Source organism: Cnuibacter sp. UC19_7 (assembly GCF_042699995.1).
In the GTDB taxonomy this organism is placed as follows: Bacteria; Actinomycetota; Actinomycetes; order Actinomycetales; family Microbacteriaceae; genus Cnuibacter.
Genome location: NZ_CP170560.1, coordinates 3,505,363 through 3,527,493 on the forward strand (window position 1 = coordinate 3,505,363; position 22,131 = coordinate 3,527,493).

The following is a 22,131-nucleotide window of genomic DNA, read 5'->3' on the forward strand; positions in this document are numbered from 1 at the left end:
CTGCGATGCTCGCGTCTACTATGTGGTTCTCGATGTACGGTCGAGAACCAGACACCACACACTTCGTGTGGACTGTCTGAAACACACGGATACATCCATAGTGTTTCGGCGGCCATAGCGAGAGGGAAACGCCCGGCAACATTCCGAACCCGGAAGCTAAGCCTCTCAGCGCCGATGGTACTGCAGGGGCGACCCTGTGGGAGAGTAGGACACCGCCGGACTTACTTCACGAGAAGCCCGACCCAACGCTGGGTCGGGCTTCTCGCACTTAACGGTCGCTATCATCTGAGCTGGCCAGAGTCGCAACCACGGAGGCTTTACGGCCTGGACGCAGACAGGGTATATGAGATATGCATCGCGTGATGCGCGCCTGTCCGTTCGAGTTGCGGAGCCGGCGCTTCGTACGGGTGTAGCGAGATACAGCGTTGCCAGATGACACTTCCAAAGAGGGGCTCGCGTCGGATCGTCGTCGACGGCGTCGTTTACGTCTGGTCGATCCGGCGGAAGGTTACGTACTCGGATATTCAGTCAGAGCTTCGTGACCCCTCAACCGGCGCACGGATTCGTGTGAACGTCGAGCGGGTCGATGGCAGCGGATCTGTTCTGGTAGTCACGACCCCGTTCTCCAGGCGGTCCGGTGTCAGCGAACTTCCGATGGAGTCAGTTCGTCCGGCCCATGTCGCTGGGTACATTCGTGAAGCCGTCGCGCGGGGGTGGGGCCACGTTGGCGGCCGCGTACCGCGATCCAGAAGCTTCGATCTCTCCTCAGTCGTCGGTTCGGGCGGCTCCGATGGAGATCACACGTATTCATTACGATTCTGATGTCTAGTGCCGCGGCACTGGTTCTCGGTCCGAGGCTGCGGCGTGAGCTCTCGACCTGATCGGCACGCTCATCGTCAGCCGGGCTGCGCCAATGCTGCTCAGTCGCGAGGGCCGCGACACGCCCGGGTTGCATCAAGGTGGGGGAGTCGCGTAGACTCTTCTAGTTCAACATTTCGGGCTGCGCTCTGCGCGGTCTGGATCACTGCCAGGGCAGTGCATAGCTTTCGACAGCTAGGCCGCGGGCAGCAGGACACAGCTCAATCGACACACACCCTTCCTCCAGGGAGACGTGTGTGCCGAGAACAGCCCGTGAGGGCGGTTGACTCGAGAACAGCGGTGCGACACCAGGAGTGCCGACAACGGGGTGCCTCGGAAGAGGCATGCCCACCAGCGCGTCCAATGCAGTCGAGGCTGTAAGACGCAAGAAGGAGAGAGTGATGGCGGGACAGAAGATCCGCATCCGACTGAAGTCGTATGACCACGAGGTCATCGACACCTCGGCGCGAAAGATCGTCGACACGGTCACGCGCGCAGGAGCCACCGTCGTGGGCCCCGTGCCGCTGCCGACGGAGAAGAACGTGGTGGCGGTCATCCGTTCGCCCCACAAGTACAAGGACAGCCGCGAGCACTTCGAGATGCGCACGCACAAGCGTCTGATCGACATCGTCGACCCGACGCCGAAGGCCGTCGACTCGCTCATGCGTCTCGACCTCCCGGCCGACGTCAACATCGAGATCAAGCTCTGAGGCCCGCCATGTCCACGATCGCAACGAAGACCAGCAAGGGACTGCTCGGCACCAAGCTCGGCATGACCCAGGTGTGGGATGAGAACAACCGTCTCATCCCCGTGACCGTCGTCGAGATCTCGCCGAACGTCGTCACCCAGATCCGCACCCCCGAGAAGGACGGCTACTCGGCCGTCCAGATCGCCGCCGGCCAGATCGACCCCCGCAAGGTCACCAAGCCGCTCACCGGTCACTTCGAGGCCGCCGGCGTCACGCCGCGCCGCCACGTGACCGAGATCCGCACCGCTGATGCCGCCGACTACACCGTCGGCCAGGAGCTCACCGCGGGCACCGTGTTCGAGGCCGGCCAGAAGGTCGACGTCGTCGGCACCTCCAAGGGCAAGGGCTTCGCCGGTGTCATGAAGCGTCACAACTTCAAGGGCGTCTCGGCCAGCCACGGTAGCCACCGCAACCACCGCAAGCCCGGTTCGATCGGTGCCTCGTCGACGCCCAGCCGCGTCTTCAAGGGCATGCGCATGGCCGGCCGCATGGGTGGCGAGCGCGTCACCGTGCTCAACCTCCAGATCCAGGCGATCGACGCCGAGAAGGGCCTCCTCCTCGTGAAGGGCGCCATCCCCGGTGCCAAGGGCCGCCTCGTGTTCGTCCGCAACGCAGTGAAGGGAGCGTAGTCCGCATGGCTACCGCAACCAGCCTCGACGTCGTCGACGCGAAGGGCAAGAAGGCCGGCTCGGTCGAGCTGCCCGCCGAGCTCTTCGACGTGCAGACCAACGTCCCGCTCATCCACCAGGTCGTCGTCGCGCAGCTCGCCGCCGCCCGTCAGGGCACCCACAAGGTGAAGTCGCGCGGTGAGGTCTCCGGCGCCGGCCGCAAGCCCTTCAAGCAGAAGGGCACCGGTCGTGCTCGCCAGGGCTCGATCCGTGCGCCGCACATGACCGGTGGTGGCATCGTCCACGGGCCGACGCCGCGCGACTACGCGCAGCGCACCCCGAAGAAGATGATCGCCGCCGCGCTCCTGGGCGCCCTGTCCGACCGCGCTCGTGGCGGCCGCCTCCACGTCGTGGAGTCGTTCGGCATTGAGACCCCGTCGACCAAGGCCGCCGCCGAGTTCCTCGCGACCGTCGCGTCGTCGAAGCACGTTCTCGTCGTGCTCGAGCGCAACGACGAGGTGGCCCTGCGCAGCGTCCGCAACATCCCGACCGTGCACGTTCTCGCTGCTGACCAGCTGAACGCCTACGACGTGCTCGTCTCCGACGACATCGTCTTCACCAAGTCGTCGTTCGAGGCCTTCGTGGCGTCGAAGACGAAGAAGGAAGAGGTCTCCGCATGAGCAACGCCGCGTTCAACAAGGACCCGCGCGACATCATCATCGCGCCGGTGGTCTCCGAGAAGAGCTACGGCCTGATCGACGAGGGCAAGTACACCTTCGTGGTCGACCCCCGTTCGAACAAGACCGAGATCAAGCTCGCGATCGAGAAGATCTTCCAGGTCGAGGTCGCGACCATCAACACCCTGAACCGTCAGGGCAAGACGCGTCGCACCAAGTTCGGCATCGGCAAGCGCAAGGACACCAAGCGTGCGATCGTCACGCTGAAGTCCGGCACCATCGACATCTTCACGGCCGTCGGCTGAGGGCTCGGAAGCTAGAGGACTAAAGACATGGCCATTCGCAAGTACAAGCCCACGACCCCCGGTCGTCGCGGTTCGAGCGTCGCCGACTTCGCCGAGATCACCCGCTCGACGCCGGAGAAGTCGCTGCTCAAGCCGCTCGCCAAGACCGGCGGTCGCAACAACCAGGGTCGCATCACCACCCGTCACATCGGTGGTGGACACAAGCGCCAGTACCGCATCATCGACTTCCGTCGCAATGATAAGGACGGCGTGAACGCCAAGGTCGCTCACATCGAGTACGACCCCAACCGCACCGCCCGCATCGCGCTGCTCCACTACGTCGACGGCACGAAGCGCTACATCCTCGCGCCGAACAAGCTCTCGCAGGGCGACATCGTCGAGTCGGGTGCCGGCGCGGACATCAAGCCCGGCAACAACCTGCCGCTGCGCAACATCCCGACCGGTACCGTCATCCACGCGATCGAGCTCAAGCCCGGTGGCGGAGCGAAGATGGCCCGTTCGGCCGGCGCCTCGGTGCGTCTCGTCGCGAAGGACGGCCCCTACGCGCAGCTCCGTCTGCCGTCGGGCGAGATCCGCAACGTCGACGCGCGCTGCCGCGCGACCGTCGGCGAGGTCGGAAACGCCGAGCAGTCGAACATCAACTGGGGCAAGGCGGGCCGCAGCCGCTGGAAGGGCATCCGCCCGACCGTCCGCGGTGTGGCCATGAACCCGGTCGACCACCCGCACGGTGGTGGTGAGGGCAAGACGTCCGGTGGACGTCACCCCGTCACCCCGTGGGGTCAGCCTGAGGGCCGTACCCGTCACCCCAACAAGGAGAGCGACAAGCTCATCGTGCGTCGCCGGACCGTCGGCAAGAAGCGTAAGTAGGAGTCCCAGAAATGCCACGCAGCCTCAAGAAGGGCCCCTTCGTCGACGAGCACCTGTTCCGCAAGGTCGCTACGCAGAACGAAGCCGGTTCGAAGAACGTCATCAAGACCTGGTCGCGCCGCTCGATGATCGTGCCCGCGTTCCTCGGTCACACCATCGCGGTGCACGACGGTCGCAAGCACATCCCGGTGTTCATCACCGAGTCGATGGTCGGCCACAAGCTGGGCGAGTTCGCGCCCACCCGCACCTTCCGTGGACACGTGAAGGACGACAAGAAGGGCCGCCGCCGCTGACGCGGGGGCGATAAGGAGGAAAGAAATGGTGGAGTCGATCGCACGTGTGCGACACATCCGCGTCACGCCTCAGAAGGCCCGTCGCGTCGTGAACCTCGTTCGTGGCCGTCAGGCCACGGAGGCCCTCGCGATCCTGAAGTTCGCGCCTCAGGCCGCGAGCGAGCCGGTGTACAAGCTGGTGGCCTCGGCCATCGCGAACGCCCGGGTCAAGGCCGATGCGTCCAACGAGTACCTCGACGAGCAGGACCTCTTCATCGCGAAGGCGTTCGTCGACGAGGGAACCACGCTCAAGCGCTTCCAGCCGCGTGCCCAGGGCCGCGCGTTCCGGATCAACAAGCGCACGAGCCACATCACGATCGTCCTCGCGACGCCCGACGAGGCTTCGGTCGCGGGAGTCTCGAAGAAGAAGGCGAGCAAGTAATGGGCCAGAAGGTCAACCCGTACGGCTTCCGTCTCGGCATCACCACCGACCACGTGTCGCGGTGGTACTCCGACAGCACCAAGCCCGGTCAGCGTTACGCCGACTACATCGCCGAGGACGTCAAGATCCGCCGGCTCCTGCTGAAGAACCTCGACCGTGCCGGCGTCGCCCGCATCGAGATCGAGCGCACCCGTGACCGCGTCCGCGTCGACATCCACACCGCCCGCCCGGGCATCGTGATCGGTCGTCGTGGCGCCGAGGCCGAGCGCATCCGCTCGGAGCTCGAGAAGCTCACCGGCAAGCAGATCCAGCTCAACATCCTCGAGGTCAAGAACCCCGAGGCCGAGGCCCAGCTCGTCGCGCAGGGCATCGCCGAGCAGCTCTCCGCTCGTGTGGCGTTCCGCCGTGCGATGCGCAAGGGTCTGCAGGGTGCGCAGCGCGCCGGCGCCAAGGGCGTCCGGATCCAGGTCTCGGGTCGCCTCGGCGGCGCCGAGATGAGCCGCTCCGAGTTCTACCGCGAGGGTCGCGTGCCGCTGCACACGCTCCGCGCCAACATCGACTACGGCTTCTACGAGGCCAAGACGACGTTCGGTCGCATCGGCGTGAAGGTGTGGATCTACAAGGGCGACATCACCAACAAGGAGCTCGCTCGCGAGCAGGCCAACCAGAAGTCGTCGCGCCCCGAGCGCGACCGCGACCGTCCGCGCCGCAACTCCGCCCCTCGGGCGGAGGCGCCGGCCGCAGCAGGAGTTGAGGCGTAACCATGCTTATCCCGCGTAGAGTCAAGCACCGCAAGCAGCACCACCCCGGTCGCAGCGGTCAGGCCACCGGCGGCACGAAGGTGTCGTTCGGCGAGTTCGGCATCCAGGCGCTCACCCCGGCATACGTGACCAACCGTCAGATCGAGTCCGCTCGTATCGCGATGACCCGTCATATCAAGCGTGGTGGAAAGGTGTGGATCAACATCTACCCCGACCGCCCGCTGACCAAGAAGCCCGCCGAGACCCGCATGGGTTCCGGTAAGGGTTCGCCCGAGTGGTGGGTCGCCAACGTCAAGCCGGGCCGCGTCCTCTTCGAGGTGGCCGGCGTCGACGAGACGCTCGCCCGCGAGGCGCTGACCCGAGCAATCCACAAGCTGCCTCTCAAGGCACGCATCATCAAGCGCGAGGAGGGCGACGCGTAATGGCGATCGGCACCAAGGAGCTCGCTCCCACTGAGCTCGACACGTTCGAAGACGCTCGACTCGTCGAGGAGCTTCGCAAGGCGAAGGAAGAGCTGTTCAACCTCCGCTTCCAGTCGGCCACCGGCCAGCTCGAGAGCCACGGACGACTCCGTGCGGTGAAGCGCGACATCGCGCGGATCTACACCGTCATCCGTGAGCGCGAGCTCGGCATCCGGGCGACCCCCGCTCCCGTCGAGGCTCCGGCCAAGGCGGCGAAGAAGACCAAGAAGGCTGCGTCCAAGCCCGAGGCCGCCGAGGCGACCGAGGCTGACGCCGCCGCGACCGAGGAGGCCACGAAGTAATGGCTAAGACCGAAGACAAGGTCGTCGAAGCCGGACACGAGTCGGCCGCACACGACGTCAAGGACGTGGAGGCCCGCGGTTACCGCAAGGCCCGCCGCGGCTACGTGACCAGCGACAAGATGGACAAGACCATCGTTGTCGAGGTCGAGGACCGCGTGAAGCACCCCCTGTACGGCAAGGTGATCCGCCGTACCTCGAAGGTGAAGGCACACGACGAGACCAACAGCGCCGGCATCGGCGACCTCGTCCTCATCAACGAGACCCGTCCCCTGAGCGCCTCCAAGCGGTGGCGTCTCGTCGAGATCCTCGAGAAGGCGAAGTAAGCCATGCTGCAGCAGGAATCACGAGTCAAGGTCGCCGACAACACCGGCGCCAAGGAGCTCCTGACCATCCGCGTGCTCGGCGGTTCGAACCGTCGCTACGCCGGCCTCGGTGACGTCATCGTCGCCACGGTCAAGGATGCGATCCCCGGCGGCAACGTGAAGAAGGGCGACGTGGTCAAGGCCGTCGTCGTCCGCACGGTCAAGCAGACCCGCCGTCCCGACGGCTCCTACATCAAGTTCGACGAGAACGCCGCAGTGATCCTCAAGAACGACGGCGACCCCCGAGGTACTCGTATCTTCGGGCCGGTCGGTCGCGAGCTCCGCGACAAGAAGTTCATGAAGATCATCTCGCTGGCACCGGAGGTCATCTAGTCATGGCGAAGATCAAGAAGGGCGACCTGGTCCAGGTCATCTCCGGCCCGAGCCAGGCCCGCGGCGGAGACCGCGGCAAGCAGGGTCGTGTGATCGAGGTCCTCACCGAGAAGAACCGCGTGGTCGTCGAGGGCGTCAACTTCGTCACCAAGCACGTCCGCGTGGGTCAGACCCAGCGCGGCACGAAGACCGGCGGCATCGAGACGCACGAGGCGTCGATCCACATCTCCAACGTGGCTCTCGTCGACCCCGAGACCAAGAAGCCGACCCGTGTCGGTCACCGCAACGAGACCGTCACCAAGGACGGCGTCACCAAGACCGTTCGCGTCCGCTACGCGAAGAAGTCGGGTAAGGACCTCTGATGAGCACGACCACTGCTGCGCCTACTGGCAAAATCCAGCCGCGCCTCAAGCAGAAGTACCGCAACGAGATCGTGAAGCAGCTCACCGAGCAGTTCGGTTTCGCGAACCCCCACCAGGTCCCCGGCCTGGTCAAGGTGGTCGTGAACACCGGCGTCGGTGAGGCCGCTCGCGACAGCAAGGTGATCGATGGGGCCGTCCGCGACCTCACCGCCATCACCGGTCAGAAGCCTCAGGTCACCAAGGCCCGCAAGTCCATCGCGCAGTTCAAGCTGCGCGAGGGTCAGCCGATCGGCGCGCACGTCACGCTGCGCGGCGACCGCGCCTGGGAGTTCCTCGACCGACTGCTGTCGCTCGCGCTCCCTCGCATCCGCGACTTCCGCGGCCTGTCGGACCGTCAGTTCGACGGCAACGGCAATTACACGTTCGGCCTCCAGGAGCAGTCCGTGTTCCACGAGATCGACCAGGACAAGATCGATCGCGTCCGCGGTTTCGACATCACCGTCGTCACCACGGCCAAGACCGACGACGAGGGTCGTGCGCTCCTCCGCGCGCTCGGCTTCCCGTTCAAGTCGAACGACTAGTCCCACCCCCACCCACCAAAGGTCGGCACCCTCGGAAAGGGTGTCGAAACCAGGCGAAAGGCCACCATCATGACGATGACAGATCCGGTCGCAGACATGCTGACCAGACTGCGCAACGCCAACTCGGCGCACCACGACTCCGTCTCGATGCCTCACTCGAAGCTCAAGGCAGGCGTCGCGGAGATCCTCAAGTCCGAGGGCTACATCTCCGACTGGGCCGTCGAGGACGCCCGCGTCGGCAAGACCCTCACGCTGCAGCTCAAGTTCGGACCGAACCGTGAGCGCTCGATCGCGGGCATCAAGCGCGTGTCGAAGCCCGGACTGCGCGTGTACGCGAAGTCGACCGAGATCCCCACCGTGCTCGGTGGCCTCGGCGTCGCGATCCTGTCCACCTCCTCCGGTCTGCTCACCGACCGTCAGGCCAACAAGAAGGGCGTAGGCGGAGAAGTCCTCGCCTACGTGTGGTGATCGACGATGTCACGAATCGGACGACTTCCCATCGACATCCCCGCCGGCGTCACCGTGACGATCGACGGGCAGCAGGTCTCGGTCAAGGGCCCCAAGGGTGAGCTCCAGCTCACCGTGAAGGCACCGATCGTCGCGCAGATCGAGGACAACCAGGTGCTCGTCACCCGTCCCGACGACGAGCGCGAGTCGCGGTCGCTCCACGGCCTGACCCGCACCCTCATCGCGAACCAGATCACCGGCGTCACCGCGGGCTACTCCAAGAGCCTCGAGGTCGTCGGCACCGGTTACCGCGTCGCCTCCAAGGGCTCGGGCGTCGAGTTCGCCCTGGGCTACTCGCACCCGATCGCCGTCGAGCCGCCCGCGGGCATCTCGTTCACGGTCGAGGGCAACAACAAGCTCACGGTCAACGGCATCGACAAGCAGCAGGTCGGTGAGGTGGCCGCAAACCTCCGCAAGCTCCGCAAGCCCGAGCCCTACAAGGGCAAGGGTGTGCGGTACGCCGGCGAGAACGTTCGCCGCAAGGCCGGAAAGAGTGGTAAGTGACCATGGCCAACAGCAGCAAGTCCGCGTCCCGCGACCGCCGTCACTCGCGTCTCCGCAAGAAGATCGAGGGCACTGCCGTCCGTCCCCGTCTCGTCGTCACCCGTTCGGCCCGTCACCTCTTCGTGCAGGTCGTTGACGACAGCAAGGGCCACACCGTGGCGTCCGCATCGACCCTCGAGGCCGACCTGCGCACGTTCGACGGTGACAAGACCGCGAAGGCGCACAAGGTCGGCGAGCTCGTCGCCGAGCGCGCCAAGTCGGCCGGTGTCGAGGCGGTCGTGTTCGACCGCGGCGGCAACCGCTACGCCGGTCGCATCGCGGCCGTCGCCGACGGAGCACGAGAGGGTGGTCTGAGCCTGTGAGCACCCCCAACACCGAGGAGCAGAACGTGGCTGGAGAAGCCCCCGTCGAGACTGCAGCCTCGACCCAGAACAACAACCAGGAGCCCCGCGAGGCGCGCCGTGGTGGTCGCGAGCGCAACCCTAACCGCGACCGCAACAGCCGCGACGCCGACAAGAGCCAGTTCCTGGAGCGCGTCGTCACGATCAACCGCGTGTCGAAGGTCGTGAAGGGTGGTCGTCGCTTCAGCTTCACCGCCCTCGTGGTCGTCGGAGACGGCAACGGCCTGGTCGGCGTCGGCTACGGCAAGGCCCGCGAGGTGCCGCTGGCGATCTCGAAGGGCGTCGAGGAGGCGAAGAAGAACTTCTTCCGCGTCCCTCGCGTCGGCAACACCATCCCGCACCCCGTGCAGGGTGAGGCTGCCGCCGGTGTCGTTCTCCTGCGTCCCGCTGCGGCCGGTACCGGTGTCATCGCCGGTGGCCCCGTCCGCGCGGTCCTGGAGTGCGCCGGCATCCACGACATCCTGTCGAAGTCGCTCGGCTCGTCCAACACGATCAACATCGTCCACGCGACGGTGGAGGCGCTGAAGCAGCTCGAGGAGCCCCGCGCCGTCGCCGCACGTCGTGGGCTCGAGTTCGACGAGGTCGCCCCGGCCCGCCTGGTGCGTGCCGAGCAGGACGCCCTCGCCGCGAAGGCAGGTGCATGATGGCCGCTCGCATCAAGGTGACCCAGATCAAGTCCGTTATCAGCGAGAAGCAGAACCAGCGCGACACCCTCCGCAGCCTCGGGCTGAAGCGGATCGGCGATGTCGTCGTGCGTGAGGACAGCGCGGCCAACCGCGGTTACGTCCGCACGGTCGCTCACCTCGTGAAGGTCGAGGAGATTGACTAATGGCTGAAGAAGAGACCGTCGAGACCGCCAAGGCGGCCCCGAAGAAGGCTCCGGCGCGCAAGACGGCTGCGAAGACCGCAGACGCCAAGGAGACCAAGGCCGACAAGGCCGAGGCCCCCGCGGCTCGTCCGCAGGTGCTCAAGGTCCACCACCTCCGTCCCGCTGCGGGTGCCAAGAAGGCACGTACCCGCGTCGGTCGCGGTGAGGGCTCGAAGGGAAAGACCGCTGGTCGCGGTACCAAGGGAACCAAGGCCCGGTACCAGGTCAAGGTCGGCTTCGAGGGTGGCCAGATGCCGCTGCACATGCGCACCCCGAAGCTGCGCGGGTTCAAGAACCCGTTCCGCGTCGAGTACCAGGTCGTGAACCTGGAAAAGCTCGCCGAGCTGTACCCGAACGGTGGCGACGTCACCGTGGGCGACCTGGTCGCCAAGGGTGCCGTCCGCAAGAACGAGAAGGTCAAGGTGCTCGGCGCCGGCGACATCGCGGTGAAGCTCAACGTCACCGTCGACAAGGTCTCCGGCTCCGCTGAGCAGAAGATCGTCGCGGCCGGCGGCTCGGTCAAGTAACCCCCTGGCTGGAGGTCGGACTCACCGATTCCATACAGATCCGATAACCTACGGTGTCGGCTGTGTGAGATCGTGTGTCCGATCTCCAGCCATCTCGGCTTAACGAGCCGAGAGAATCCAGCAGGAGGCCCCTTTGTTCCAAGCCGTCGCGAGAATCTTCCGCACGCCAGACCTGCGCCGGAAGATCGGGTTCACGCTCGGCATCGTCGCGCTGTTCCGACTCGGCTCGTTCATCCCCGCTCCGTTCGTCGACTTCGGCAACGTGCAGACATGTCTGGCCGCGAACCAGAACACCTCGGGCCTCTACGAGCTCGTCAACCTCTTCTCGGGTGGCGCGCTCCTCCAGCTCTCGATCTTCGCGCTGGGCATCATGCCCTACATCACGGCGTCGATCATCGTGCAGCTGCTCCGAGTGGTCATCCCTCACTTCGAGACCCTCTACAAGGAGGGTCAGGCCGGCCAGAGCCGTCTGACGCAGTACACGCGCTACCTCACCATCGCGCTGGGCGTCCTGCAGTCGACGACCCTCATCACGGTGGCCCGCAGCGGTGCGCTGTTCGGCACGTCCACCGTCGCCGAGTGCGGGCAGCTCATCACCAACGACGCCTGGTACGCCATCCTCCTCATGGTCATCACCATGACGGCGGGTACGGGCGTCATCATGTGGATGGGCGAGCTCATCACCGAGCGCGGCATCGGCAACGGCATGTCGCTGCTGATCTTCACCTCGATCGCCGCTCGCTTCCCCGAGTCGCTCTGGCAGATCGCGCAGTCGCGCAGCTTCGAGACCTTCCTGCTCGTCATCGTCGTCGGGCTGGCGGTCATGGTCGCCGTGGTCTTCGTCGAGCTGTCTCAGCGGCGAATCCCGGTGCAGTACGCGAAACGTGTGGTCGGGAGACGGACGTACGGCGGCAACAACACGTACATCCCCATCAAGGTCAACATGGCCGGTGTGGTGCCCGTGATCTTCGCGTCGTCGCTGCTCTATCTGCCCGCGCTGATCGCGCAGTTCAACCAGCCGCAGCCCGGTCAGGAGCCGGCCGGCTGGGTGACGTGGATCAACAACTACCTGGTGCGCGGCGATCACCCGCTCTACATGCTCCTGTACTTCCTGCTCATCGTCGGCTTCACGTACTTCTACGTCGCGATCACCTTCAACCCCGAAGAGGTCGCCGACAACATGAAGAAGTTCGGCGGCTTCATCCCGGGCATCCGGGCGGGCCGCCCCACGGCGGAGTACCTCGACTACGTGCTCACCCGCATCACGCTGCCGGGCTCGGTGTATCTGGGTCTGATCGCACTGCTGCCTCTGATCGCGTTGGCCGCGGTCGGCGCCAACCAGAACTTCCCGTTCGGTGGCGCGTCGATCCTGATCATCGTCGGCGTCGGTCTCGAGACGGTCAAGCAGATCGACTCTCAGCTGCAGCAGCGTCACTACGAGGGTCTGCTCCGATGAGCTCCGGTGAGGCGCTCCGACTGCTCCTCATCGGCCCTCCCGGTGCCGGCAAGGGCACCCAGGCGGCCAAGCTCTCCGAGGCGTACAGCATCCCGGCCATCTCGACGGGCGACATCTTCCGCGAGAACGTCCGCGCCGAGACGCCCCTGGGCGTGCAGGCGAAGGAGTTCATGGACAAGGGCCACTACGTGCCCGACTCCCTGACGAACGACCTCGTCCGTGATCGGCTCTCGCAGCCGGATGCGGAGGCGGGCTTCCTGCTCGACGGCTACCCCCGCACGCTCCAGCAGGTCGACGAGCTCGACCGGATGCTGGGCGAGGCGGGAGCGTCGCTCGACGCCGTGGTGCTGCTCACCGCCGACACCGACGAGGTGGTCCGCCGCCTGCGGCAGCGCGCTCTCGAGCAGGGCCGCAGCGACGACACGGAGGAGGTCATCCGCACGCGTCTCGACGTGTACGCGGAGCAGACCGCCCCCATCGTCGAGGTGTACCGCAGCCGTGGTCTCGTGGTCGAGGTCGACGGTCTCGGCGAGATCGACGAGGTCACGGGCCGCATCATCACCGCTCTCGCCCACCGATGATCGGGCGACGCGGCAAGGGCATCTACAAGTCGCCCGCGGAGCTGCGGGCGATGGTCGAGCCGGGCCTCGTGACCGCCGCGTCGCTCGACGCCGTGCGCGCCGCGATCCGGCCCGGCATGAGCACGCTCGAGCTCGACCGCATCGCCGACGAGGCCATCCGCTCGCGTGGGGGAGTGTCCAACTTCCAGATGGTGCCCGGGTACTTGCACACGCTCTGCACGAGTGTGAACGACGACGTCGTGCACGGCATCCCGGGCGCGCGGGTGCTGCAGCCAGGCGACATCGTGTCGATCGACAGCGGCGCCGACGTGGGCGGCTGGAACGGCGACTCGGCGATCACGATCGTCCTCGACGACCCGGCGCATCCGGAGACCGTCGCTGCACGACAGCTGCTCTCCGACGTCACCGAGCAGTCGCTCTGGCACGGCATCGCCCGCCTGGCCCGGGCGAAGCACCTCAACGAGGTGGGCGAGGCGATCGAGGACTACGTCACGTCGCATCCGTCGGTGGCGGAGGGCGCGCAGTACGGCATCCTCACCGACTACATCGGGCACGGCATCGGCCGCAGCATGCACGAGGAGCCCCCGGTGTTCAACTACCGGGTGCGCCAGCGCGGACCAGAGGTGAAGCCCGGCCTGGTGGTGGCGATCGAGCCGATGATCACCGCCGGCTCCGAGGAGACCTTCGTCCGCGACGACGAGTGGACGGTGGCGACCTCCGACGGCAGCATGGCGTCGCACTGGGAGCACTCGGTGGCGGTGCACGCCGACGGCATCTGGGTGCTCACCGCGGTCGACGGGGGAGCGGCGGCCCTGGCTCCCCTCGGCGTGACGCCCGTCCCCATCCCGTAGCGAGTCGCTACTCGTCCATCACCCGGACGAGCTCGTCGATGAAGGCGGGGAACGTCGTTCCGCGGCGGACGATGCGCTGCACGACATCGCGGTCCGAGAACACCTCCACGAGCTGATCGAACACCACCTGGAAGGCGCGCCGCCCGTCGGCGCTGAACGCGATCAGGGCGATCACGTTGACGCGGTTGCCGCCCCACTGCATCGGCGTCTCGTTGACGACGATGGCGAGCGCGGTGTGCGAAGCGCTCATGGTCATCGCATGAGGCACGGCGATCGTGTCGGTGAAGGCGGTCGACGACATCGCCTCGCGCTCGATCGCCTTCTCGACGTACTCGTCGTCGATGATGTCGAGCTCGACCATCGCCGAGCCGAGGCGCCGGATCATCGCGGCCTCGCTCGGCTGCTGCAGGTCGCGGAAGAAGAGGCGCTCGTCGAAGTACTGGAGCAGCTCGTCCTTCAGCTCCATCCGACGGCGGTGCCGACGCACGGCGGCCAGCGCCCGCCGGATCGCGTCGACGTCGGCGTCGGTGAGGAACGGCTGCACCGTCACCACCGTGTCGCGGGCGCCGGGGGCGGGGATCGTCGTGATGACGATGTCGGAGGACAGCGCCGACCAGTCGACGTCGGTGCGGGTGATCGTGATGTCGACCTGCAGGTCGTCGCCGAACACGGCCTCGACGCGTTCGCGCAGGCGCTCGTGGAGGTCGTAGTAGGTGGGACTGACGATGGCGCACGTCACCCGCTCCTCGCGGCGGCTCTGCCGCTCCAGGTGCGACCCGACGTGCAGCGCGATGTACGCGATCTCGTCGTCGTTGATGGGGATGCCCTCGCGGCGCTGCACCTGACTGGCGATGAACACCGCGAGCTCGTAGATCATCGGGTACGAGCTCTTGATCGACCTCGTCATGGGATTGCGGATGTGGACGCTCTCGTGACCGCGGGCCACGAGGTTGCGCACATGCAGTCCGAGGCGGACGAGGAAGTCCTCGTCGCGCAGGTCGACGAGGTACTCGTCGCTCGCCAGCGAGACGATCGCGCGCAGCGAGGCGAGGTCCTCGTCGCGGAGGTAGGCCGCGGCGACGTCCTCGGTCGCCTCGTCCTGGCCAGGTGTCAGCACGCGCGTGGTAAGGAGGATCGCGAGGTACCCGAGCTCCCGCGTGCTCAGGCGCACTCCGAAGTGCTCGGTCACCAGCTGCTCGAGCATCCGCTCCACCTCAGGCGGGCCGCCCGGAGCGGGGGAGGAGTCGACCGACTCGATCGACCTGTCCTTCGAGACCCGGTCGACGGCGATCGCGACGTGGAGCAGGACGTTGTTGATCGAGTACTCGTTGACGAAGTAGCCGGTGGCGCCGAGCCGCTCGACGAGGTCGTCCTTGAACCGACCGAGGGCGGGGAAGCCGAACTCGCGCTGGATGTAGTCGAGGTCGAGGAAGCCCTGGGCGCTCTGGTCACGGAAGACGCGACTGAGCAGGCGCCGCCGACCGAGCTCGCTGCCCTCGAGCCGGAGCCGGCTGCCGCGGCGGACGAGGTCGAGGCCGGCATCGTCGACGAGCATCTTCACCTTGCGGAGATCGGCCTCGATGGTCGACTCGCTGACGTACAGCGAGGCGGCCAGGTCGAAGACGTCGACGCCGTCGACCGACTCGCCCAGGTCGCGGATGATCGCGTGGACCCGGTCGCGCGGGCTGCCCGGCGGCTTCGACGATGATCGGATGACGGTGAGGAACTCCGCGTAGGCGTCGCGGTTGAGGCGGTAGCCGCTCGTCGACGACGCGATCACCTCGAGAGGCATCGCGGCCTGCTTGACGCCGGTCACATAGCTGCGGACGCTCCGTGTCGTGACGCCCAGGCGGTCGGCGAGCTCCCCCGCAGTCACCCAGTCGTCGGCGGCCGCGAGGTAGTCGAGTAGACGTTCGTATCGCTCGCTCATGTCGCTGATGACGGATCAAGGCCGTCTTGGTCAGTCAGCGTACCCCGCATCCGTCGCCCTGTGCCCCGCATCCGGGGCACCTCTCCCTTCCTAGGGTGCGGAAGCAACCCTGTTGGATCCGGAAGTCGCACGATCTCAAGATGGGAACGTCGGATGCACTCGAGGAGGTGTGCGTGGAACGCGTCTTGATCGTCTGCGGTGCAGGAGCGTCGAGCACGTTCCTCGCCCTGCGCATCCGGGCCGTCGCTCGTGAGCGCGGACTCGATCTCGTCGTAGAGGCGGGCACCGTGCAGGATCTCGACGAGCGGCTTCCCGCCACGGACGCGCTCCTGGTGGGTCCGCACCTGGCGGCCGAGTTCGCCGCCATCGAGCAGCGCGCCGCCGCGGCGAGCACACCCGCAGGGCTGCTGCCCGAGGACGCGTTCGGCCCCGACGGGGCCGCGGCCGCCACGGACCTGCTCGGCGACCTGCTCGCCCGGCACCGGAACAACCCGCTCGAAGCCGAGCACGAATGAAGGAGACCACCATGGCAGAACGCACCGTCGAGATCGCGTCCACGCACGGACTTCACGCTCGCCCGGCGACGATCTTCACCCAGACCGTGGCGAAGTCCGGCATCCCGGTCCAGCTCGTCAAGGGCGGCAAGTCGGTCAACGCCGCGAGCATCCTCGGCGTCATCTCGCTCGGCGTGGAGCACGGCGACACCCTCACCCTCACCTCCGACGCGGCGGACGCCGACGCGGTGCTCGACGAGCTCGCGACGCTGCTCGAGACGGACATGGACGCGGAGTGATGTCGGATCAGCAGGTGACGTCGACGTTGACGGGCACCGGCATCGGGCGAGGGATCGCCGTCGGGACCGTGCTGCGCATGCCCGAGCCGCTGCCGGAGCCGGAGGCGACCCCGTCGACCCTCGGCGCCGATGCCGAGAAGGAGCGTGCCCGCGCGTCGCTCGCCGCGACGGCGGCGGTGATCCGTCACCGGGGTGAGCGGGCCGGCGGATCAGCGAAGGACGTGCTCGAGGCCCAGGCCTTCATGGCCGAGGACCCGACCCTCGCCGACGACGTGGCCGCCCGCATCGACGGCGGCTCGACCGCCGAGCGCGCCGTGTACGACGCCTTCGCGGCCTTCCGCGACCTCCTCGTGAGCATGGGCGGTTACATGGGCGAGCGGGCCACCGATCTCGACGACGTGTCGCAGCGGGTGGTGGCGCACCTCCGCGGCGTCCCCGCCCCCGGGGTGCCCGAGTCCGACACCCCGTTCGTGCTGGTCGCCCGCGACCTCGCCCCCGCCGACACCGCACTGCTCGACCTGGAGAAGGTGCTCGCGCTCGTCACGAGTGAGGGCGGGCCCACCTCGCACACCGCGATCCTCGCCCGCGAGAAGGCGGTCATCGCGGTGGTCGGCGTCGTCGGCGCACTGACGCTCGCTGATGGCACCGAGGTCGTCGTCGACGCCGCGAGCGGTCATGTCACCGTCGCTCCCTCGGACGACGAGCGGTCCGCCGCGATCGAGCGGGCCGCCGCCGATCGGGCCGCCGAATCGGCCCCGGTGGGGCCGGGAGCCCTCGCGGATGGGACCGCCATCCCGCTGCTGGCCAACCTCGGCTCGTCGAAGGGCGCCGCGGATGCGGTGGCCAAGGGCGCCGAGGGTGTGGGCCTCTTCCGCACCGAGTTCCTCTTCCTCGACGCCGAGACCGCACCCAGCATCGCCGACCAGACCGCGCAGTACACGGCGCTGCTCGAGGCGTTCCCGGGCCGGAAGGTCGTCGTCCGGGCGCTCGACGCCGGCGCCGACAAGCCGCTGAGCTTCCTCAACGACTCCGCGGAGGAGAACCCGGCGCTGGGCCTCCGCGGTCTGCGGGCCCTGCGCGCCAACGAGTCGGTGCTGCGGGACCAGCTGACGGCGCTCGCGGCAGCGGAGGCGGCGACCGAGGCGGACCTCTGGGTGATGGCCCCGATGGTCTCCACGGTCGAGGAGACCCGCTACTTCACCCAGCTCGCGCGCGAGCTCGGACTGAAGACGGCCGGGGTCATGGTCGAGGTGCCGTCGTCGGCACTGCTGGCGGACCGCATCCTCGCCATCGCCGACTTCGCGTCGATCGGCACCAACGACCTCACGCAGTACACCCTGGCGGCCGACCGGCTCCTCGGATCGGTCGCCTCCTTCCAGGACCCCTGGCACCCGGCGGTGCTGAAGCTCGTGGGCGAGGTCGGCAGAGCCGGCGCCGCGCTCGGCAAGCCCGTCGGGATCTGCGGCGAGGCCGCGGCGGATCCGCTGCTCGCCGTCGTGCTCGTCGGCCTCGGCGCCACCACCCTCTCGATGTCGCCCGCCGCCCTGGCCGACGTGCGCATCGAGCTCGCCCGTCACACCCTCGACGACGCCCGGCGCTTCGCCGAGCTCGCGCTCTCCGAGTCGAGCGCCGTCGAGGCCCGAGCCGCAGTCACCGCCGCGGCGGCGGGCACCTGACCCACCCTCCCCATTCCCTGTGATCGCACCACCACACACCTCAGAAACGGAGCACTCGTCATGACAACGACGTCACCACCCCAGGCCGGCGCCCAGAAGGGCGGCGGAGCGCGCGTGCGCGTCCAGCGGTTCGGCACGTTCCTCTCGGGCATGGTCATGCCCAACATCCCCGCGTTCATCGCGTGGGGTCTCATCACCTCGTTCTTCATCGCCACCGGATGGCTGCCGAACGGGATCCTCGGCGGGTTCGGCAACGCCGACCTGATCGGCTGGCAGGGCGCCGCGACCCAGCTCGCCCAGGCCGACGACGGCACCACGTTCCCGCAGTACGTCGGTCTCGTCGGACCGATGATCACCTACCTCCTGCCGCTCCTCATCGCCAACACCGGAGGCCGCATGGTCTACGGTGCGCGAGGCGGCGTCGTGGGCACCATCGCGACCATGGGTGTGATCGTGGGCGCGAGCATCCCGATGTTCATCGGCGCGATGATCATGGGTCCGCTCGGAGCCTGGCTCATCAAGCAGATCGACAAGATCTGGGCGGGCAAGATCCGACCCGGGTTCGAGATGCTGGTCGACAACTTCTCCGCGGGCATCCTCGGGTTCCTCCTCTCGCTCGCCGGGTTCTTCGGGATCGCGCCGGTGGTCGAGTTCCTGTCGAAGGCGCTGGAGGCCGGCGTGAACTGGCTGATCAGCATCGGCCTGCTGCCGCTGGCATCGATCCTCGTGGAGCCGGGCAAGGTGCTGTTCCTCAACAACGCCATCAACCACGGCGTGTTCACCCCGCTGGGCGTGCAGCAGGTGGCGGAGCAGGGCAAGTCGATCCTGTTCCTCATCGAGGCCAACCCCGGCCCGGGCCTCGGCATCCTGCTCGCGTTCTCGATCTTCGGCATCGGACTCGCCAGGGCGAGCGCACCCGGCGCGATCATCATCCAGTTCTTCGGCGGCATCCACGAGATCTACTTCCCGTACGTGCTCTCGAAGCCCATCACGATCCTCGCCGCGATCGCGGGCGGCGCCACCGGGGTGGCCGTGAACGTGCTGTTCAACTCGGGCCTCCGTGCTCCGGCGTCGCCGGGCAGCATCTTCGCGGTGCTGCTGCAGACCGCGCCCGACAGCTACGTCGGCGTCATCCTCTCGGTGATCTGCGCGGCCGGGGTGTCGTTCCTCGTCACCGCCGTCATCCTGAGGGCGAGCCGCAAGCGCGACCTGGCGAACGAGAACGCCGGCGACCTGTCGGCGGCGATCGCGAAGACCGAGGCGAACAAGGGCAAGGAGTCGAGCGTGCTCGGCAACCTGCGTGCCGAGGGCGTGCCCGCGGGCGACGCCGAGGTCGTGGCCGAGGAGACGTCGCTGCTCACCGACACCCGCCCCATCCGGAACATCGTGTTCGCCTGCGACGCGGGCATGGGCTCCAGCGCGATGGGTGCGTCGGTGCTGCGCAACAAGATCAAGAAGGCCGGCATCGAGGGCGTCACGGTCGTCAACAAGGCGATCGCGAACCTCGACGACGACGTGGACCTCGTCATCACGCAGCGCGAGCTGACGGCCCGCGCCCAGGAGCGGACCCCGAGTGCCGACCATGTGTCGGTCGACAACTTCATGAACTCTCCCCGATATGACGAAGTGGTCGACAGACTGAGAGGGCAGAGCGCGCAGGCCTAGCGCGCCCGACGGAGAAGGAGATCCCCATGGCGAACGTACTCGAGCTCTCGCAGATCAGGCTCGGCGGCACGGCCACCGACCGCGACGGCGCCATCGCCGAGGCGGCGGCCATCCTCACGGAGGCCGGAGCCGTCACCCCGGAGTACCTGGACTACATGCTCCAGCGCGAGAACACCGTGTCGACCTACATGGGGAACCTCCTCGCCATCCCGCACGGCACGAACGAGGGCAAGGACACGATCCTGGAGTCCGCGCTCTCGTTCGTGCGGTACGACGAGCCGATCGACTGGGGCGGTGAGGAGGTGCGCTTCGTGGTCGGCATCGCCGGCAAGGAGAACGGGCACCTCGAGATCCTCACCAAGATCGCGATCGTGTTCAGCGAGGAGGACGACGTGGCCAAGCTCGTCGCCGCCTCGACCCCCGAGGAGGTCCTGGACCTGCTCGGCGACATCAACGACTAGGAGAACGCATGAAAGCGGTGCACTTCGGCGCCGGCAACATCGGCCGCGGGTTCGTCGGGCTGATCCTCCACCGGGCGGGATACGAGGTCGTGTTCGCCGACGTCAACGCGTCGCTCATCGACGCGCTCGCCGCGGCCGACAGCTACGTCGTGCACGAGGTCGGTGAGCAGGGGTCCACCGAGACCGTCACCGGGTTCCGCGCGATCAACAGCGCTACCCACGAGGATGCGGTGGTCGCCGAGATCGCGACCGCCGACGTCGTGACGTGCGCGGTGGGTCCGACGGTGCTCCGCTTCATCGCGCCGGTGATCGCGCGAGGACTCGCCGCGCGATCGGCTGCTCTGCCACCCGTGACGGTGATGGCGTGCGAGAACGCCATCAACGCCACGGATGCCCTGAAGGCCGAGATCACGTCGGCCCTGGTCCCGGATGTGTCGGCACTGTCGCGTGCCGTCTTCGCGAACACGGCCGTCGACCGGATCGTCCCGAACCAGGCGCCCGACGCCGGACTCGACGTCACGGTGGAGGACTTCTTCGAGTGGGCCATCGAGTCGGGCCCCTTCGATGCGGCCGTGCCCGACATCCCGGACGCCCACTTCGTGCCCGACCTCGCGCCGTACATCGAGCGGAAGCTGTTCACCGTGAACACCGGGCACGCCACCCTGGCCTACGCGGCGTGGGTCGAGGGCGCGTCCACGCTCTCGGAGGCGCTCGGCGTGCCGTCGGTCTTCGCGGCCGTGAAGGCCGTGCTCGAAGAGACGAAGGCGCTGCTCGTGGCCAAGCACGAGTTCGATCCGGCGACGCAGGAGGCGTACCTCGAGAAGAACCTCATCCGGTTCGCGAACCCTTATCTGACCGACACCCCCGAGCGCGTCGGGCGGCAGCCGCTGCGGAAGCTGAGCCGGCACGAGCGGTTCATCGGCCCCGCTGCCGAGCTCGCCGAGCGGGGCCTCCCGTTCACGGCGCTCCTCACGGCGGTCGCCGATGCGCTCCGCTTCGATCCGGCGTCCGACCCGCAGAGCACCGAGCTCGCGACCCTGCTCTCGACGCTCTCCGCCGAGGAGTTCACGGAGCAGGTCACGGGGCTCGAGCCGTCGCACCCGCTGTTCCCTCACGTGGTCTCGACGGTCGCTGTCGCGCGGTCCTGAGGAAAGCTCGTATGATGGGTCGGTGACCCCTCGCTCGACGCTCCTGCGGATCGCGGCCGCCCTGGTGACGGCCGCGATCTTCGTCGGCCTGGCGGGCTGTCAGGGATCCGGGTCGGGAGCGGCGGACGCTGCCGCCACCGCGGAATGGGTGCAGCAGCAGCCGGGCGTGCTCGGGGCCACGGCGACGGCGGACCCCTCGCCGTTCAGTGGTGAGATCGCGGTCGACGTGACGGTCGATCCCTCGCTCGACGATGACGCGCTGCGGCAGCTCGTGCGGGCCGTCTCCGACCACTACGCCGACTCGGAGTGGACCTACCCGACCGTGGTGTTCGCGCTCGACGGCGAAGGCCGATTCAGCGATCGCGAGGAGGCCTTCCTCCCTCTGTTCCTGCGCCTGCGCAGTGGGGGCGGCTTCTCGGCCGTCGACCTGGTCGACGGGGTCTCCGCGGAGGTGGCGTCCTCCGATCCCGCCGATCTGCTGGAGGCTCTGGCTCGACTGCAGGAGTTGGCCCGCGAGTCGGGTGGCGTGCAGTCGAACCTGAGCTTCAGCGTGCACGCTCCGGACGAGACGGTCTGGGTGACCGGCACGTACACGGAGGCGCCCGGTGATGCGGCCGCCGTCGCGCCGACCCTCGTCGCCGGCGTCCCGACCGTGCGGGTGCAGGCGCTCGCGATCGAGACCGGTGCTCAGGTGCTCTCGATCGTCGTCCTCGACGAGTCGGCGCGCAGCCTCGTCGAGGAGCGGGCGACCTCCATCGACGGGGTCGAGGTCCGCGTCTGGCTCGCCGACGAGCTCGAGGAGTTCGACGCCGACGCGGGGTGA

The 22,131-nt window shown here is 67.6% G+C and carries 31 protein-coding genes and 1 rRNA gene; 31 read left to right on the top strand and 1 reads right to left on the bottom strand.

Annotation, left to right across the window (positions count from 1 at the left end; genetic code table 11):
• The first annotated feature begins 104 nt into the window (after positions 1-104).
• The 24 genes from rrf (at position 105) to map (ending at position 13,635) form a co-directional block, all read left to right on the top strand.
• Positions 105-221 (top strand): 5S ribosomal RNA (gene rrf / locus ACFJGV_RS16765).
• A gap of 1,038 nt (positions 222-1,259) precedes the next feature.
• Positions 1,260-1,568, top strand: coding sequence for a 30S ribosomal protein S10 (gene rpsJ / locus ACFJGV_RS16770; RefSeq protein ID WP_085018734.1), 309 nt, complete (start codon positions 1,260-1,262; stop codon positions 1,566-1,568).
• Between the two features lie 8 nt (positions 1,569-1,576).
• A complete protein-coding gene (rplC, locus tag ACFJGV_RS16775; RefSeq protein WP_378145182.1) occupies positions 1,577-2,236 on the top strand; it encodes a 50S ribosomal protein L3 in 660 nt (219 codons plus the stop codon).
• Positions 2,237-2,241: 5 nt separating this feature from the next.
• Positions 2,242-2,895, top strand: a complete 654-nt coding sequence (rplD, locus tag ACFJGV_RS16780; protein WP_378145184.1) for a 50S ribosomal protein L4 — start codon at positions 2,242-2,244, stop codon at positions 2,893-2,895.
• The gene (rplW, locus tag ACFJGV_RS16785; protein ID WP_085018737.1) at positions 2,892-3,197 is read left to right on the top strand and encodes a 50S ribosomal protein L23; all 306 of its coding nucleotides are present in this window, start codon (positions 2,892-2,894) and stop codon (positions 3,195-3,197) included. Before rplD ends, rplW begins: the two co-directional genes overlap by 4 nt.
• A gap of 27 nt (positions 3,198-3,224) precedes the next feature.
• A complete protein-coding gene (gene rplB / locus ACFJGV_RS16790; RefSeq protein ID WP_378145186.1) occupies positions 3,225-4,064 on the top strand; it encodes a 50S ribosomal protein L2 in 840 nt (279 codons plus the stop codon).
• 11 nt (positions 4,065-4,075) lie between these two features.
• Positions 4,076-4,357: a 30S ribosomal protein S19 gene (rpsS, locus tag ACFJGV_RS16795; RefSeq protein WP_085018739.1), complete on the top strand. Its 282-nt coding sequence runs from the start codon at positions 4,076-4,078 to the stop codon at positions 4,355-4,357.
• A 25-nt stretch (positions 4,358-4,382) separates the two neighbouring features.
• On the top strand, positions 4,383-4,778 hold the full coding sequence (rplV, locus tag ACFJGV_RS16800) for a 50S ribosomal protein L22 (RefSeq protein WP_378145188.1): 396 nt from the start codon (positions 4,383-4,385) through the stop codon (positions 4,776-4,778).
• Complete coding sequence (gene rpsC / locus ACFJGV_RS16805) at positions 4,778-5,539, top strand: 30S ribosomal protein S3 (RefSeq protein ID WP_378145190.1); 762 nt, start codon at positions 4,778-4,780, stop codon at positions 5,537-5,539. Before rplV ends, rpsC begins: the two co-directional genes overlap by 1 nt.
• A 2-nt stretch (positions 5,540-5,541) precedes the next feature.
• Positions 5,542-5,961, top strand: coding sequence for a 50S ribosomal protein L16 (gene rplP, locus ACFJGV_RS16810; RefSeq protein WP_378145191.1), 420 nt, complete (start codon positions 5,542-5,544; stop codon positions 5,959-5,961).
• Positions 5,961-6,302, top strand: a complete 342-nt coding sequence (gene rpmC / locus ACFJGV_RS16815) for a 50S ribosomal protein L29 (protein ID WP_378145192.1) — start codon at positions 5,961-5,963, stop codon at positions 6,300-6,302. Before rplP ends, rpmC begins: the two co-directional genes overlap by 1 nt.
• Positions 6,302-6,625, top strand: coding sequence for a 30S ribosomal protein S17 (gene rpsQ, locus ACFJGV_RS16820; RefSeq protein ID WP_378145194.1), 324 nt, complete (start codon positions 6,302-6,304; stop codon positions 6,623-6,625). The genes rpmC and rpsQ overlap by 1 nt, the downstream gene beginning before the upstream one ends.
• 3 nt (positions 6,626-6,628) lie before the next feature.
• Positions 6,629-6,997, top strand: coding sequence for a 50S ribosomal protein L14 (gene rplN, locus ACFJGV_RS16825; protein ID WP_378145196.1), 369 nt, complete (start codon positions 6,629-6,631; stop codon positions 6,995-6,997).
• Between the two features lie 2 nt (positions 6,998-6,999).
• Positions 7,000-7,359 (top strand): 50S ribosomal protein L24, encoded by a 360-nt coding sequence (rplX, locus tag ACFJGV_RS16830; protein WP_085018746.1) that lies wholly within the window; start codon positions 7,000-7,002, stop codon positions 7,357-7,359.
• Positions 7,359-7,940 (top strand): 50S ribosomal protein L5, encoded by a 582-nt coding sequence (gene rplE, locus ACFJGV_RS16835; protein WP_085018747.1) that lies wholly within the window; start codon positions 7,359-7,361, stop codon positions 7,938-7,940. The genes rplX and rplE overlap by 1 nt, the downstream gene beginning before the upstream one ends.
• A 69-nt stretch (positions 7,941-8,009) precedes the next feature.
• Positions 8,010-8,408 (top strand): 30S ribosomal protein S8, encoded by a 399-nt coding sequence (rpsH, locus tag ACFJGV_RS16840; protein WP_085018748.1) that lies wholly within the window; start codon positions 8,010-8,012, stop codon positions 8,406-8,408.
• A 6-nt stretch (positions 8,409-8,414) separates the two neighbouring features.
• Positions 8,415-8,951: a 50S ribosomal protein L6 gene (rplF, locus tag ACFJGV_RS16845; RefSeq protein ID WP_115364579.1), complete on the top strand. Its 537-nt coding sequence runs from the start codon at positions 8,415-8,417 to the stop codon at positions 8,949-8,951.
• A gap of 2 nt (positions 8,952-8,953) precedes the next feature.
• Positions 8,954-9,313 (top strand): 50S ribosomal protein L18, encoded by a 360-nt coding sequence (gene rplR / locus ACFJGV_RS16850; RefSeq protein ID WP_085018750.1) that lies wholly within the window; start codon positions 8,954-8,956, stop codon positions 9,311-9,313.
• A 26-nt stretch (positions 9,314-9,339) separates the two neighbouring features.
• Positions 9,340-9,996, top strand: a complete 657-nt coding sequence (gene rpsE, locus ACFJGV_RS16855; protein WP_378145197.1) for a 30S ribosomal protein S5 — start codon at positions 9,340-9,342, stop codon at positions 9,994-9,996.
• Positions 9,996-10,181 carry a 50S ribosomal protein L30 gene (gene rpmD / locus ACFJGV_RS16860; protein ID WP_378148757.1) on the top strand — a complete coding sequence of 62 codons (186 nt, stop codon included), beginning with the start codon at positions 9,996-9,998 and terminating at the stop codon, positions 10,179-10,181. The genes rpsE and rpmD overlap by 1 nt, the downstream gene beginning before the upstream one ends.
• A complete protein-coding gene (gene rplO / locus ACFJGV_RS16865; protein WP_378145199.1) occupies positions 10,181-10,747 on the top strand; it encodes a 50S ribosomal protein L15 in 567 nt (188 codons plus the stop codon). The genes rpmD and rplO overlap by 1 nt, the downstream gene beginning before the upstream one ends.
• 133 nt (positions 10,748-10,880) lie before the next feature.
• Positions 10,881-12,203, top strand: coding sequence for a preprotein translocase subunit SecY (gene secY / locus ACFJGV_RS16870; RefSeq protein ID WP_378145201.1), 1,323 nt, complete (start codon positions 10,881-10,883; stop codon positions 12,201-12,203).
• Positions 12,200-12,784, top strand: a complete 585-nt coding sequence (locus tag ACFJGV_RS16875) for an adenylate kinase (RefSeq protein ID WP_378145202.1) — start codon at positions 12,200-12,202, stop codon at positions 12,782-12,784. The genes secY and ACFJGV_RS16875 overlap by 4 nt, the downstream gene beginning before the upstream one ends.
• Positions 12,781-13,635 carry a type I methionyl aminopeptidase gene (map, locus tag ACFJGV_RS16880; RefSeq protein WP_378145204.1) on the top strand — a complete coding sequence of 285 codons (855 nt, stop codon included), beginning with the start codon at positions 12,781-12,783 and terminating at the stop codon, positions 13,633-13,635. Before ACFJGV_RS16875 ends, map begins: the two co-directional genes overlap by 4 nt.
• Positions 13,636-13,642: 7 nt before the next feature.
• Here map and ACFJGV_RS16885 read toward each other — a convergent pair whose 3' ends face one another.
• Positions 13,643-15,565, bottom strand: coding sequence for a BglG family transcription antiterminator (locus tag ACFJGV_RS16885; protein ID WP_378145206.1), 1,923 nt, complete (start codon positions 15,563-15,565; stop codon positions 13,643-13,645).
• 173 nt (positions 15,566-15,738) lie between these two features.
• Here ACFJGV_RS16885 and ACFJGV_RS16890 point away from each other — a divergent pair, with 173 nt between their 5' ends.
• The 7 genes from ACFJGV_RS16890 to ACFJGV_RS16920 are packed head-to-tail and all read left to right on the top strand — an operon-like array spanning position 15,739 to position 22,131.
• Positions 15,739-16,080, top strand: coding sequence for a PTS sugar transporter subunit IIB (locus ACFJGV_RS16890; protein ID WP_378145208.1), 342 nt, complete (start codon positions 15,739-15,741; stop codon positions 16,078-16,080).
• A gap of 11 nt (positions 16,081-16,091) precedes the next feature.
• A complete protein-coding gene (locus ACFJGV_RS16895) occupies positions 16,092-16,358 on the top strand; it encodes an HPr family phosphocarrier protein (protein ID WP_378145209.1) in 267 nt (88 codons plus the stop codon).
• Complete coding sequence (ptsP, locus tag ACFJGV_RS16900; RefSeq protein ID WP_378145211.1) at positions 16,358-18,034, top strand: phosphoenolpyruvate--protein phosphotransferase; 1,677 nt, start codon at positions 16,358-16,360, stop codon at positions 18,032-18,034. Before ACFJGV_RS16895 ends, ptsP begins: the two co-directional genes overlap by 1 nt.
• A 60-nt stretch (positions 18,035-18,094) precedes the next feature.
• Positions 18,095-19,699: a PTS mannitol transporter subunit IICB gene (locus ACFJGV_RS16905; protein WP_378145213.1), complete on the top strand. Its 1,605-nt coding sequence runs from the start codon at positions 18,095-18,097 to the stop codon at positions 19,697-19,699.
• A 26-nt stretch (positions 19,700-19,725) separates the two neighbouring features.
• Positions 19,726-20,160 carry a PTS sugar transporter subunit IIA gene (locus ACFJGV_RS16910; protein WP_085018761.1) on the top strand — a complete coding sequence of 145 codons (435 nt, stop codon included), beginning with the start codon at positions 19,726-19,728 and terminating at the stop codon, positions 20,158-20,160.
• Positions 20,161-20,168: 8 nt separating this feature from the next.
• A complete protein-coding gene (locus ACFJGV_RS16915) occupies positions 20,169-21,308 on the top strand; it encodes a mannitol-1-phosphate 5-dehydrogenase (protein WP_378145216.1) in 1,140 nt (379 codons plus the stop codon).
• Positions 21,309-21,330: 22 nt separating this feature from the next.
• Positions 21,331-22,131: a hypothetical protein gene (locus ACFJGV_RS16920; RefSeq protein ID WP_378145217.1), complete on the top strand. Its 801-nt coding sequence runs from the start codon at positions 21,331-21,333 to the stop codon at positions 22,129-22,131.